Origin of the sequence: Chthonomonas calidirosea T49 (assembly GCF_000427095.1) — a bacterium.
GTDB lineage: Bacteria > Armatimonadota > Chthonomonadetes > Chthonomonadales > Chthonomonadaceae > Chthonomonas > Chthonomonas calidirosea.
Genome location: NC_021487.1, coordinates 34,648 through 47,633 on the forward strand (window position 1 = coordinate 34,648; position 12,986 = coordinate 47,633).

The 12,986-nt window shown below is 53.0% G+C and carries 11 protein-coding genes; 9 read left to right on the forward strand and 2 right to left on the reverse strand.

What is annotated here, in order from left to right:
• The first annotated feature begins 126 nt into the window (after positions 1–126).
• From grpE to CCALI_RS00195, 3 genes are read left to right on the forward strand one after another with little or no spacing between them, the layout of a single operon-like run.
• A complete protein-coding gene (gene grpE / locus CCALI_RS00185; RefSeq protein WP_016481442.1) occupies positions 127–717 on the forward strand; it encodes a nucleotide exchange factor GrpE in 591 nt (196 codons plus the stop codon).
• A complete protein-coding gene (glmM, locus tag CCALI_RS00190) occupies positions 714–2,093 on the forward strand; it encodes a phosphoglucosamine mutase (RefSeq protein ID WP_016481443.1) in 1,380 nt (459 codons plus the stop codon). Before grpE ends, glmM begins: the two co-directional genes overlap by 4 nt.
• A gap of 41 nt (positions 2,094–2,134) precedes the next feature.
• Positions 2,135–3,031 carry an alpha/beta hydrolase gene (locus tag CCALI_RS00195; RefSeq protein WP_016481444.1) on the forward strand — a complete coding sequence of 299 codons (897 nt, stop codon included), beginning with the start codon at positions 2,135–2,137 and terminating at the stop codon, positions 3,029–3,031.
• 47 nt (positions 3,032–3,078) lie between these two features.
• Here CCALI_RS00195 and CCALI_RS00200 read toward each other — a convergent pair whose 3' ends face one another.
• The gene (locus CCALI_RS00200) at positions 3,079–4,350 is read right to left on the reverse strand and encodes a Glu/Leu/Phe/Val dehydrogenase dimerization domain-containing protein (protein WP_044949355.1); all 1,272 of its coding nucleotides are present in this window, start codon (positions 4,348–4,350) and stop codon (positions 3,079–3,081) included.
• Between the two features lie 340 nt (positions 4,351–4,690).
• On the opposite strand from CCALI_RS00200, the gene CCALI_RS00205 reads away from it, so the two are divergent.
• The 5 genes from CCALI_RS00205 to CCALI_RS00225 all read left to right on the forward strand — a co-directional run bounded on the left by CCALI_RS00205 (position 4,691) and on the right by CCALI_RS00225 (position 11,332).
• The gene (locus CCALI_RS00205) at positions 4,691–6,040 is read left to right on the forward strand and encodes a sulfatase family protein (protein ID WP_016481446.1); all 1,350 of its coding nucleotides are present in this window, start codon (positions 4,691–4,693) and stop codon (positions 6,038–6,040) included.
• 84 nt (positions 6,041–6,124) lie between these two features.
• Positions 6,125–9,382, forward strand: coding sequence for a hypothetical protein (locus tag CCALI_RS00210; protein WP_155850431.1), 3,258 nt, complete (start codon positions 6,125–6,127; stop codon positions 9,380–9,382).
• A 240-nt stretch (positions 9,383–9,622) separates the two neighbouring features.
• On the forward strand, positions 9,623–10,444 hold the full coding sequence (locus tag CCALI_RS14540) for a DUF1559 family PulG-like putative transporter (RefSeq protein WP_016481448.1): 822 nt from the start codon (positions 9,623–9,625) through the stop codon (positions 10,442–10,444).
• An 82-nt stretch (positions 10,445–10,526) separates the two neighbouring features.
• A complete protein-coding gene (locus CCALI_RS00220; RefSeq protein ID WP_016481449.1) occupies positions 10,527–10,799 on the forward strand; it encodes a hypothetical protein in 273 nt (90 codons plus the stop codon).
• A gap of 113 nt (positions 10,800–10,912) precedes the next feature.
• Positions 10,913–11,332 (forward strand): VOC family protein, encoded by a 420-nt coding sequence (locus CCALI_RS00225; RefSeq protein ID WP_155850432.1) that lies wholly within the window; start codon positions 10,913–10,915, stop codon positions 11,330–11,332.
• On the opposite strand, the gene CCALI_RS00230 is transcribed toward CCALI_RS00225, so the two are convergent.
• A complete protein-coding gene (locus CCALI_RS00230) occupies positions 11,284–12,522 on the reverse strand; it encodes a polysaccharide deacetylase family protein (protein ID WP_016481451.1) in 1,239 nt (412 codons plus the stop codon). The genes CCALI_RS00225 and CCALI_RS00230 overlap by 49 nt on opposite strands.
• 106 nt (positions 12,523–12,628) lie before the next feature.
• On the opposite strand from CCALI_RS00230, the gene CCALI_RS00235 reads away from it, so the two are divergent.
• A complete protein-coding gene (locus CCALI_RS00235) occupies positions 12,629–12,985 on the forward strand; it encodes a hypothetical protein (protein ID WP_016481452.1) in 357 nt (118 codons plus the stop codon).
• Position 12,986: the final 1 nt, after the last annotated feature.

Here is a 12,986-nt window from a genome sequence, read left to right on the forward strand (position 1 = left end):
TCCTAAGGGAATAGCACCTAACTCTGGTAGAATTTTTGTAGGGCGACCGCTGCGCATTGTATCGTGAGGGCACTCGCGAGACCGTCCGCACCGGTCGCCGAAAACCTGTTTAAGGAGGTTTGGGAGATGACGATGGAAGAGAAGCCAAGTGCGGCTGAGCTAGACCAGGCTAAAGATGGACTAGCGCAGACACAGGAGGCTATAGATAAGGAACAAGAGGATGCGGAGGCAAAGCTTGAGGCTCTAAAACAGGAGCTAGAGCAGATACGAGCGCGCGCCGAACAGGCCGAAAAGGAGTTGCTCTACGCTCAAGCGGAGTTTATCAATATCTCACGTCGGAAGGAAGAGCAGTATCGCGCCGATCAAAAGTATGCGGTTAGTGAACTCGTAAAATCGCTTTTGCCTGTGCTCGATAACTTTGAGCGGGCTCTGCAGGCGGCCGAGCAGACACGCAACTTTGAGGCCTTGTTGGAGGGAGTGCGCTCGACGCAACGCCTGCTACAAGACGCTTTGCAGAAGGTGGGGCTTGTGCCCATAGAGGCCGTTGGTAAGGAGTTCGATCCGAAGCTACATGAGGCGATCGGTCCGGCCGAGTCGGAGGATCTACCGCCTCATACCGTGGCCGAGGAGGTGCAGCGCGGCTATCTGCTACACGATAGGGTGTTAAGGCCCGCGTTGGTACGAGTGGTACAAGAAAAGGAGCACAGCGAGGCTTGAGCGGAACGCGACTTTTCGGCACGGATGGCGTGCGTGGAGAAGCCAACGTTAGCCTAACACCACAGCTCGCTTTGCACTTGGGGATGGCAGCGGGAGAGTTTTTGCGCCAGCAGGCCCTGCTTGAAGGGCCTGCCAAACGTCCTGAAGTGCTGGTTGGGCGCGATACACGGCTTTCCGGCGAGATGCTTCAGGCCGCATTGGCCTCGGGTTTCGCCTCTATGGGGATAGATGTGGTGGATGTGGGGGTGATGCCAACGCCTGGAGTCGCCCGATTGGTTCTTCTACGTAAAGCGGTGGCGGGCGCCGTCATCTCCGCATCTCATAACCCCTATTACGACAACGGCATCAAGTTTTTAGGGAGCAACGGCAAGAAGTTGCCGGATGCCATGGAAGATACTATTGCCTCTCACATCCCCCTGCTCGAATCGCTGCCAAGAGTAAAAGGGGCAGAGATAGGCCGTATCCGCACCGATACCTCTCTCGCGGAAGCCTATGCCCAGTGTGTAAAGGAGACCCTCCGTTCCCTCGGCTCCAAGCCCTTGGCGGGCTTGAAGCTGGTGCTAGATTGTGCCAATGGGGCTACCTATGCGCTAGCCCCATCTATTTTTGGGGACCTTGGGGCCGAGGTGGTGGTGTTGAACGCGAACCCCGACGGAGTCAATATCAATCGGGAGTGCGGCTCGACACATCCGGAACCGCTCGCCAAATCAACACAGTATCACAAAGCCCATGCCGGCCTTGCTTTTGATGGAGATGCCGATAGGGTTATCATGGCCGATGAGCAAGGGCGGGTTGTAGATGGAGACCGAATTATGGCTATTCTCGCCCTGCAAATGGCTCATGAAGACCGCTTACCAGGCCGTATTGTGGTCGCAACCGTTATGAGCAATGTTGGGCTTGAGCAGGCTTTAGAGAGAGAAGGAATACGCCTACATCGCACCGATGTGGGGGATAGATATGTGGCCGAAGCTATGGATGCTTTGGGGGCGGGGTTAGGGGGTGAACAGAGTGGGCACATCCTGTTGCCGCATCTTAGTCCAACGGGCGACGGCATGATCACGGGCTTGCAGGTTCTCTCGATCATGGTGCAAACCGGCAAATCCCTTTCGGAGCTGGCCAGTGTTGTGCAGACCTGCCCTCAAATCTTACGTAATGTGCGAGTACAAGACCGACAGGCCTGGCGCAACGACGCGGTTATACAACAAGCTATCGAACGGGCTCGAAAGCGCTTAGGACGCGACGAGTGGCTGTCGGTACGGGCTTCGGGCACCGAGCCACTGGTGCGTGTGATGGCGCAAGGCACCGATGCTACCCTCGTGCAGTCGGTGGTCGAAGAGATTTGTACCCTTATTGAAACACGCTGTGGTCTCTCCTGATACTAACGAAGTCTAAGAACCCACCGAAAGGATATACGCTTATGTTACAACGGCAACGGACTCTCGTTTTAGTTGCTGCCACGCTCGCTCTGGTGTTTTCCAAACCGGCCGTGCAGGCGCTTCCTCAAACGGTCTCCGACGACGTCACGGTGCAGAAGAACGTGCCTTATGGTGAAGTGGATGGCGTTAAGCTGCTAATGGATGTCTACTTACCTAAAACGGCATCGGGAAAGCATCCTGGCATCGTTTTGGTACACGGAGGCGGTTGGGTAGGAGGGGACAAAGTATTCTATGCGAATATCGGAAAGGCTTTTGCAGAGCAAGGCTACGATGCTTTTTCGGTGAACTATCGGCTAGCGCCAAAATTTCACTACCCCGCGCAACTCGACGATGTTCAGCGAGCTGTTCGTTTCCTACGCGCCCATGCAGCCGATTACGATCTCGATCCGGATCGGATAGGCGCTATGGGCGATTCCGCCGGGGGCTATCTTGTAGCGTTTCTGGGCTTGCGCGACACACGGGATAATAGCGACCCTGCATTGGCGAACTACAGCAGTAAGGTAGAGTGCGTTGTGGACTTTTATGGCCCTACCGACTTCACCATACCGCCAGAGCAGGCACATCTCAACGCTTTTGTGGAGAACTTACTGACAATGTATTTTGGAAAGAAGCCTGGGGAGGACCCTGCGCTCTATCGGGAGGCGTCGCCAGTGGTTTATGCCAGCAAGGATGCGCCGCCTTTTCTCATTTTGCAGGGAACGGCGGATACGCTCGTGCCGCCCGATCAGTCGGAACGACTTTACGATGCGCTTCACAAAGCTGGGGCAAATGTGACACTTCTATTGGCCTATGGCCTTCCTCATGCCTTTCTCAGCCCCCAGCCCGATTTCTATTTTGATATCGCAAAGAAGTTTTTCGATCGCTATCTGAAACCTTAACATCAAAATCCCTCCGTAGCCAACAGGCTACGGAGGGTTGCACCGAATTAGGGATAGATGCCTCGCGTGGTGGTGGCATCGGCAACGCGTCTCACTCCAATGAGGTAAGCAGCGAGGCGCATATCCACGTCTTCACGGCGCGCCATGCTGCGCACATCGCGATAGGCCCGTTCCATAATGGCCTCCATTTTTGCATTGACCTCCTCTTCTTGCCAGAAGAAGAACTGCAGATCTTGCACCCATTCGAAATAGGAGACCACAACACCACCGGCGTTAGCCAGAACATCGGGGACGAGAAAGATACCGCGTTGGTGGAGAATACGGTCTGCCGCCGGTGTGGTGGGGCCATTGGCGCCCTCTACAATAATTTTTGCGCGGATGCGCCCGGCATTTTCTGTGGTGATCTGGTTTTCAACGGCAGCTGGCACAAGCACATCCACTTCTAGCTCAAGCAGCTCTTTGCCACCTATCTTCTCGCCGCCGGTGTGCGTGGTCAGGGTGCCGTCGCGGTTAGCGCACTCTTGCAGAGCGGGAATGTCAAGCCCGTTGGGGTTGTAGATGCCGCCGAGCGCATCGCTTACGGCCACCACTTTGGCCCCCATCTGGTGGAAGATTTTGGCAGCAGCGCTGCCTACGTTTCCAAAGCCTTGAATTGCTACCGTGGCCCCCTGCAGTTGGCGACCGTACTCTCGCAGCGCCTCGCGGGCCATCACCACGATGCCTCGCCCCGTGGCATCGTTGCGCCCTTCAGAGCCGCCCACGGAGACGGGTTTGCCCGTGACGACGGCAGGAACCGTGCGCCCACAGCTCATGGAGTAGGTATCCATGACCCATGCCATGATCTGGGCGTTGGTGCCCATGTCGGGCGCTGGAATGTCGGTATCCGGGCCTATGACGATGCTGATCTCTGAGGTGTAACGACGTGTAAGCCTCTCTAACTCGCCTATCGAGAGCGTTTTGGGGTCACAGACCACACCGCCTTTGGCTCCGCCAAAGGGGATGTTGACGATGGCGCACTTCCATGTCATCCACATGGCAAGCGCGCGCACCTCATCAAGGTCTGTTTTGGGGCTGAAGCGAATGCCTCCTTTGCTTGGCCCTCGGGCAAGGTTGTGCTGCACACGATAGCCCGTGAAGATTCTGATGGAGCCATCGTCCATTTTAACGGGGAAGTGAACGGTGAGCTCGCGTTCCGGATGTTTCAAGATTTCGTGTAGGCCGGGGTCGAGTTCGAGATAACGGGCTGCGATGTCAAGCTGATGAAGGGCGTTTTCGTAGGGATTGGTGCTTTCAAGAGGTTCGGAGAGAGCGGTTGTCATGTGCTGTCGGTCCATGGAAGGCAGAGGGTTTTCTGCCGTTGTTACGGTTTGTGTGCTCAATGGATTCCTCCTCGAATCGCTACAATGGTCGAATGAAGACAGGTCAGCGGGAGACTTGCTCGTCCCCTTTGGCGTCGCTGCCAAAGGCCGCTGTCTGTCGTAACATCCGCCGTCTATATATTACTCTACGCAAAGGAGTTTATGGGGTTTCCTTTGCTTTGATTTTTGGCAATTTCTTTTAGTGTTCCACAAATGGAACCTGGTTCGGACATATTTGGCAGGAAGCTACAATGAATTTGGAGAAACATCCTAATCAAACAAGAAAGCGATGAGGAAGCCGATGCCGGAGAAGAGCCCCAATTTGCTTATTTTTGCCGTAGATAGCCTGCGCGCCGATCACTGCAGCTGCTACGGGTATCACCGCCTTACCACGCCCCATATAGATCGGCTTGCCGCCCGTGGGGTGCGGTTTCAAAACCACTTCAGCCCCTACATTCCCACAACCCCAGCTTATACAACCATTCTAACCGGTCGTGATGTAATGGCACATGAGATGGTGTCACTCACTCCAAAAGGGCCTATCGCCCCTGATATCCCCACGCTGCCGGAGCTATTAAGAGAGGAGGCCGGTTACGCCTCGATCCGTGTAGGGTTTGCCGGAGATTTTTTTCGCGGATTCGACAAGTATGTCAGTTACGATGAGGGCTGGCTTGCTTGGCCCGACCGCCCGGCACGTAAGGCGGAGAATCTCAATCAGGTTGCTCTACCCGCTTTAGAGGAGCTTGTTCGCAATGGATCACCTTGGCTGCTCTTCATACGCCATATGGATCCTCACGCTCCCTACCTTCCTCCACCGCCCTTTGATAGCCTATTTTATGGCAAAGACCCCACCGATCCCAATTTGCCGGACACTATGGGCCCTGTGCGCAATTTTCCGCCGTTTGCCGACTTTCATCTTTCGTGGATGCCTGAGGGCATACGCGACATAGCTCATCCGGTGGCCATGTACGATGGAGCGTTGGCCTATATGGACGCTTGTATCGCGGTTCTGTTAAATCGGCTCGAGGAGCTGGGTCAGGCCGAGGACACACTCATTGTTTTTACCGCCGATCACGGGGAGACGCTCACTGAGCATGACTGCTACTTCGATCACCATGGGCTTTATGAACCCACCATCCATGTTCCGCTTATTCTCTGCCAGCCAAGTCGGCTACCGCAGGGGAAGCTGATCAGTGGTATTACGCTTCATCAGGATTTGGTCCCCAGCCTGTTGGAGTATGTTGGCCTTGAAGTGGCTGTAAAAGCCCGTACTTTCGACGGTAAAAGCGTTCTCCCGTTATTGAGAGGTGAGAGGGCAACAAACTACTCCGAGTTTTATCTCACCGAGTGCACCTGGATGAGAAAACGGGGTTGGCGAACGGCGGAGTGGAAGCTCATAGATGCTCTGGAACCAGATTTTCACCAGAAGCCACCTGTTGAACTATACAATCTTGTAGAGGATCCTGGAGAGAATGTGAACCTCGCAGAAAGGGAACCGGAGGTGCTGAATCTGTTGAAGAGACGGATGATGGCATGGGTGAACCGGCGTATTGATGAGACGGGCAAGCCGGACCCGATATTGCAGTATCATCTTGGTTTGGACAAGCGCATTGGTTCTATTGCCACCGCCAAGCGGCTTCAAGAGCGCTAGAAAGGCCAACCGTTGTGCCGTCGTGCTTATTATCTAGGCTTCTTGGGTCTATGCGTGGGCTTTTTGTTGGCGCAAGAAAAAGGGTTGTATCCGTTCTCAGCCAAAAACGGCTTGCAGGGAGTGGATGTCGGGGCGCATCAAGCTGGAGAGCCGTTGATAGCCCATAATGATCCTCCCGACTTAGTGTTTGCTCTGCATGATTATGCAACTGAAGCCCGTTTAACAATGGGATTGGGAGGATGTTTTACAGCCAACAACCTGCCGGCACAGAACGGCCAGTTTGTTGGAATTGCACCAGCCGCCGGTCGTTTTGGAGGAATGATGGGTTTTCATACGACGGAGCAGGACGGTCATCCGTTACAGTTTGATACGATCGGTTTATTTAACAGAACAGGCTGGACCATTGCTTTCGATCTCATGAATACTCAGCGGAACTGGACGGAATATCCTGGCAAGTACATTACCCTGCTTCGACTCGGCTCTGATGTCTCGAATTTGCAGATGGATATTGCCAATAGGGCACCTCGTGTTTTAGTGCAAACTTCCGGTTCTGCTTTGAAAGGGTCTACTTATCAGATCAGAGCGAACACGAAGTCGCGCCTTTCAGGCCTATCGGCCAACTCCTGGCATCAGGTGATCATTACTTATGATGGCTCCAACCTATGGTTCTATATAGATAATAACTTGATCGGCAAACAGGCGATTTCGGAGATGCCGCCTTTTTTCGGTCAGATGCTCTTGTTGGGTAATGCCCCTTCAAGGCCTGCCGGGCCGGAGTGGGTCTTATCGGACTTTCGCATCTACTGTTTGCCACACTTTCCGGGTGCAAATGGGTTAGTTGAGGATACCGTTTCGACGGCAGAGCCGGTAAATGTCTTAGAGATACACACGGATAGACCTTTGGGGAAGCCGATTAACCCGAAACTTTGCGGTTTATCGGGAGGATTGGTTTTAGGGCGTGATTCGTACTGGCGCTATCGAACGGGGTTTAAACTCCAGCGTGTTAACTCATGGATAGAGGCAACAATGATATCGTTGGGCCCACGTCCGGGGTATTGGCGTGGGCCGACCACAGGTCTCTATTTTTATACCGGTGTATGGGATAGAACCCTACAGTATTTTTCTGAGGCAAATCAGGATATCTATTTTAATCTGGATGGGGCGCCGGATGTGAAGCTACTTGGTATTGAGTATGCGAGCGGCCGAGGTTATAATCTCAAATCGGACCATTTGGGTTTGTCTGACTCGGTAGGTGTAGCATCTGAGGTTCCTTCTCTCTCCATTTCGGAACAAGACCCCACAGTGCGGACGTTGGCTAACATCTGGGCGGATATTCTCTACTACATCTTGGCTGTCAAACGTTTCTCTCCCTCAAAGCTGTATATTGGTTTTTACAACGAGCCCGATCTCACCTATCGAGCTCCAGGAACTACGGATCAGCCGGGTGGAGGGGCAGATATCTCAACGTTCTATCAGGTGGTAACGCACCTTATTCAAAATAACCCCAACTTAAAACCGTTTCTTGCACAAATAGACCATCCATTTTGGTTTGCAGGCGAGACCAGCGGGCCAGCCGATGGTGATATGACCAAAACAAAGGACGATCAGGTTGTCTCCGGAATTATTGCGCTAGCGGCAAGCAAAGGAGCTAATTGTCCTTTGGATGGCATAACGTACCATCAATACTCGCCCGATCCAAACGCTCTCGAGCTGATGCGCAAGGCGGTAGATACCTATGCACAAGAGTATCATCTGGGAAAGCATTTGGCATTAGCGCTTGGTGAAACCTCGATGGATCCCCACTATGCGCCTAGAAACTATGGTCAAACGGCGAATTACAGTTATTTGGCATTTCAAAATACCCGTATTGCTGCTTACGGCGCGGTCTATAGGGCGATAGTCCTTTCGGAGGCACAACGTTTGGGGTACGTGTTCAAATGTGACTATATTGGAGCGCTCGGCAATGGAGGAGGCCCGTGGAGTTATGACGGGAGATATAGCGCGGACAACCATATTTTTGCTACCGCTTGGGAGGACGTTTTGTGGAACCGCATGGCAAATTGGCAAGAGGTAGCTGTAACAAGCCGTGGGATAGAGTGTTATCCTCATGCCGCTATAAGCCCGGATGGTTTACGGTTAGGGGTTTATCTGGTCTACATGCGTACACGGCCCGATGTAACACCTACCTTGCGCCTGCGGCTTGGAAAAGCGTGGGTTAATGCACGGTGCTATCGTTGGGATGTAGACGATCAGAACAACAGCTTCTACGATGCCGGGGCCGATCAGGAGGGCCTAACCGAGTTAGGTCCGCCAAAAGTAGATGCGAATGGAGACGTAACGATAACCTTGCGGCCGTGCTCGATCTGTTATCTAGAATTTGACAAACGAGTACCTATTCCCACCTCTTCTAAATTAGCCACGCCCCAACTGAAGGCGGTTCCGGTTTACGGAGGGGTCAATCTGTCATGGAGCGATGTTGGTGGTGCCGAAAGCTATGAGGTATGGCGCTTATGGCAGGATTCTAACGGCAAGTTGTGTACCTATCTCGTCTACCAGGGCAAGGGAACAACGGTTGACGATAGGGGTGACCTGGGTGGAGAGCCGGGTGCCATGCTCTCTCCGAAGCTTATGTATACCTATCGCGTCTACGCCATTGATCGCTGGGGAGATCGAAGCCCTGCGGCGACAGCAACGCTCACTCCTTTGGCTCAACCCACCAACCAGCCTCCACCGAAGCCAACGGGTTTTGAAGTGACATGTATCTATGGCAGGGCTTGGCAAAATGTCGGTCTACAATGGAATCCGAGTACGGCGCCTGATTTCTATTGTTATCGTCTCTACGATGGCGATAACAACCTGTTGGCCATTTTGCCGCATCGGCAGAGCACGTGGTACTGGGTGGCCAACCTCAAAACAGATACCAACTATCTTTTCCGGCTTGTCCAGGTCGATACGAGCGGTATAGAGAGTTTGGCGGCTATTCTCACGGTGACAACGGGTGCACAAAGAAAGGACTTCTCGCGTTTCTGTTTTGCCCCTCCGTTACCTCCATCAAAGCCTCAAGTAGAGATAGACGGTCGCACGATAACGCTGAGATGGTCTAAAAGCCCAAGCCAGAATGTCATGGGCTATGTCGTCTATCGGCACGACGTATCGGCAGGTAGAACGGTGTTACTAGGCAGAACCGATTCGACCCAGTATCGAGATAGGGTATCCGTTGGTGGCACCTACACCTACGAAGTCGTAGCAGTTACCAATACTGACCTTGGTGGAGGGAACCTGAGTCAGCCGGTGAAGATAACGGTAGAGGTTGCCGCTGTTCCTGTAGAGGAGAGCCCCTAGATAAGAAAAGTTTTTTCATAGAGTCCATCTGTTTATGTCAGAAAACGCAATGTCATTGCCCTGAAAACCTTCCTAAAAAATATCTGTGGCATTCAGATAAGGCACTCTTGCAGACCTTTCATTGCATGGCAATTAGAATTGTGATAGAATAGAGTGGAGTGGATAAGCACAGGAAGCAGATAGTTCCTGTTGTTCGCTCGCTAGTTACATTTCTATCTAGGCTTTAGGAGGTATAGGAAAATGCGGCAAAAGCGAACCGCCTTCACGCTGATCGAGCTCCTTGTTGTTATCGCAATTATAGCGATCCTTGCGGCGATCCTCTTCCCTGTCTTCGCCAAGGCACGCGAGCAGGCAAGGGCCATCAGCTGCCTGTCTAATCTCAAGCAACTTGGCTTGGGGATCATGATGTACGTTCAAGACTACGACGAGACGTTTCCGGTGCCAGATATGACCTATCTTGCAAACAACCCTACAGATATCTGCGGTGAGGTTTACGGTGGGCATGGCTCTATTGGTACAGGAAACTACCAGGTTCCCGCAGCGGCCATTCAAAAGTACAGCATTGGAGGGCAGCTCTACCCCTATATCAAGAACTGGCAGCTGTGGGCATGCCCCAGTGATTCTGGGGTCACCACTCAGTGGCAAGTCAATCAGCGGTGGACTTCCTACCACTATCGTTTCTTCTTCTATTCCGGGTTTGTAAGCACGAGTCCTTCTGGGTTGCCTGGAAATGCCGGAAACTGTGGCTCCGTTTTTGGCGCTCTGACGCCTGTGAAGGAGTCTTCACTTTCAAAACCTGCCGATACCTTCGTGTTTCATGAGCTATGGGTTTTTCACGACAATCGAACGCAGAATCTGCCATGGCTGAACGGCCAGAACCCACCCTCTGGCATGGCGCCCACAGCAAAAATGAACTTTACCTTTGCAGATGGACATGCTAAGTCGTTTCCAATTGACGACATCTTGTTAAGGGCACCCTGGTGGCCTGGACAAGGGTATGACTATCACTGGCCGCGATGTCCGGAGGCTACCGACCTCGGGTGTAGCCAATACGTTCCATAGCGAACATGCCGGGCTGGACGAGTCACTTTCACTCTCGGTGAGGGCGTGCGAGCCCTCATGCAGACTCTTGAGGAGGAAAGAGATGGCAGATTGGAGGAGTCTAAAGGAGGTCTCACTTTCACCAACGGTAGGTGGGATCATCATCGTCGTGGTGGTGCTGATCGTGGCGTTTTTCCTTTGGCACTCTACGGGGAAGCCGGAGCCGAACCCACAGGTGGAGAACGCGATTCGCGCCGAGTTCGCCCGCCCAAACACGATCGGCATCGGAGCCCAGAAGCAAAACCAGAATCCCTATGGAGGAGGAAGTACCGGAGGACTTCCTGCCCCTAGCACTATGCCGGGCGGAACCCGCTGAGCGCACTTGGTTTCAGGGCAAGACGCTTGTGCATTCAAAGCGAGAAAAAGATGCGCCGTTCCCATATCCTAGTGGGATGGTAGTAAGAAGAGAGGGCCACAGGTATTATACCTGTGGCCTTTAGACGATTGGTGATCGTAGAGGAGGATAAGATGGGTTTTCAGTTTGAAGGAGTCATGGCGGTTGTGATGGTGCAAGACATTGAGAGAGCCTTGCGATTTTACCGTGATCTTCTCGGCTTTACGGTGCAGGAGGAACAGGAGGACTGGGTATTCTTTCAAGAGGGGGTGGGGCTACAAGCTGCTCCCGAAGCAGGCACAACGGTGCGATTTGAGGCCAATGCCGTGGTGTTGACGTTGATAGTCAAGGACGTGGTGGCCGCTTATAGAGAGCTAACGGAACGTGGAGTGGCTTTCTTTTTGCCACCTACCCCGCAGAATGGACTTATGATCGCTGTGTTGCGCGATACGGAAAACAACCTCATTCAGTTGCTGCAGTTGCCTGACGGGAATGTGCGTATCTCTCCTGAGTAGCCGACATGCAGTCGGGCTACTTTCCCTGGTTTCCGATGGTGTAACTTCGCCAGAAGATGTGGAGCCCGATGAGGTTTTCGAACGGCAATATGACGTGACGATGGCAGAATGGGGATGTCGTAGGTTTGAAAGGTGAGGCCTTCTAGGGCGAGGCGCTTCTTGTTGACAAGATCGCTCAGAGCGGCGGGTATGGTGATCGTGTTTGGATCGCCGTCGCTGATGTAGACCTTTTGGGGATGTTTCTGAAGCCAATCTATCCAAGCCCACAGGCCGTCGGGCCCATTGTAGGCAACAATGCGCGGAATACGGTAGGGATTAAACTGACGGGCACAAGGAGCCGGAGCGGGACCTCCGGCGGCGAGCAAAATAGCTTGATTAGCATAGGCAAGGTTGTGCCAGCGTCCTCGACACATGATCCACCAGTGGCGTGAACGTGGCGTACAGCCGCCCGGAATAGCGAAGAAAGAGGTTTCGGCTTTTGGATCGAGTTTATCAATCATCGCTTTGCCAAGCGCGATCTCCCTTTCAATGCCGTCATCGGAGAGGTGATTAAAGTATTTGTGGTCGTAGGTGTGATTGGCTATTTCAAACCCCAGCTTTTGTAGCGTCAGCAGCTTCTTTTGAAACTGGTGCCGATTGCCGAACGCGTTGGTGGGAACCACAAAGAAGACGCCCTTAAGAGCCCAGTCGGGATGGAGCGTGTGGAAGTGCATCAAAATGCCCACAGCGCAGTTTGGATCGATGCGGCCATCCGGTAAATAGCGAAACTGAGTAAGAAGCGCATCGTCAAAAGTGAAGATGACTGGCTTTTTACCGGGGGGGAGAGCAATGCGGTCTTCTAGGTACTCTTTCAGCGAAATCGGGCGATAACCAAGGCGGTAGAGTCTCTCGATGTCTTCGCGAAAAAGGGCAGCCGAGCGGCATGTCATGTAGCGCCCAGGATGGATATTATGATATTCTAGGATAGGGATAAAGCCGACCTCGTTTGGCCGGATGCGCTCAAGCTCGGCCTGGGTTAGTTTCGTGGGCACGGGGGTGGCATTTGCGGTGGGAAGAGCGGCGAGTTTCATGGGTCTGGTAAAGGATGCGGTGAAGCGATTACAGCCGCCAAAGAGAGAAAGACCAGCCAGCGCTAATGGTGCCAGCAAACGACGGAACGAATGTTTTAGGTAACGTGTATATTGAAACATGGAAAAAAACCTTTACACTGACTACCCTGCGTGCCGAGTTTAAGATTCGGATGGCAACGTTTTTAGTAGTATAGCATATTTATCGGAGGGGAGAGGAAAGACCTTTATGAGTTGGAAAGAGGATGGCAGCGCCTCAAAGTTGGAGCGATTTCGCGCTCTCGTACAGAAGCAGTTTGGGCAGAATCTGGAAAAAGCCACGCCGGCCAACGTGCGTGAGTTCATGTTGCTTTGTCAGCAGAGCCTGCTCGGTGCCACTTCGCCGGAAAGGCTTGAACTCAATGAGAGCAAAACCACCTATGAGGAGATTCTCAAAGACTTCTTTGTTCGCGTACTTGAGAGGCCTACCGAGGAAGCCCTTATTACGCTATGGCTTATGGCTTTTGAGCTTTCTTTTTACCAGATCGAGCAACACACTTCAGAGCGATTGCAGGCGCTCTTTGGCGATGTTGAAGAGAGTTTTTAGG

Excerpts from the sequence above, each read along its gene's own strand:
- grpE (WP_016481442.1), top strand. The coding sequence starts at position 127 with ATGACGATGGAAGAGAAGCCAAGTGCGGCTGAGCTAGACCAGGCTAAA.
- CCALI_RS00195 (WP_016481444.1), top strand. The coding sequence starts at position 2,135 with ATGTTACAACGGCAACGGACTCTCGTTTTAGTTGCTGCCACGCTCGCT.
- CCALI_RS00200 (WP_044949355.1), bottom strand. The coding sequence starts at position 4,350 with ATGACAACCGCTCTCTCCGAACCTCTTGAAAGCACCAATCCCTACGAA.
- CCALI_RS00205 (WP_016481446.1), top strand. The coding sequence starts at position 4,691 with ATGCCGGAGAAGAGCCCCAATTTGCTTATTTTTGCCGTAGATAGCCTG.
- CCALI_RS14540 (WP_016481448.1), top strand. The coding sequence starts at position 9,623 with ATGCGGCAAAAGCGAACCGCCTTCACGCTGATCGAGCTCCTTGTTGTT.
- CCALI_RS00220 (WP_016481449.1), top strand. The coding sequence starts at position 10,527 with ATGGCAGATTGGAGGAGTCTAAAGGAGGTCTCACTTTCACCAACGGTA.
- CCALI_RS00230 (WP_016481451.1), bottom strand. The coding sequence starts at position 12,522 with ATGTTTCAATATACACGTTACCTAAAACATTCGTTCCGTCGTTTGCTG.
- CCALI_RS00235 (WP_016481452.1), top strand. The coding sequence starts at position 12,629 with ATGAGTTGGAAAGAGGATGGCAGCGCCTCAAAGTTGGAGCGATTTCGC.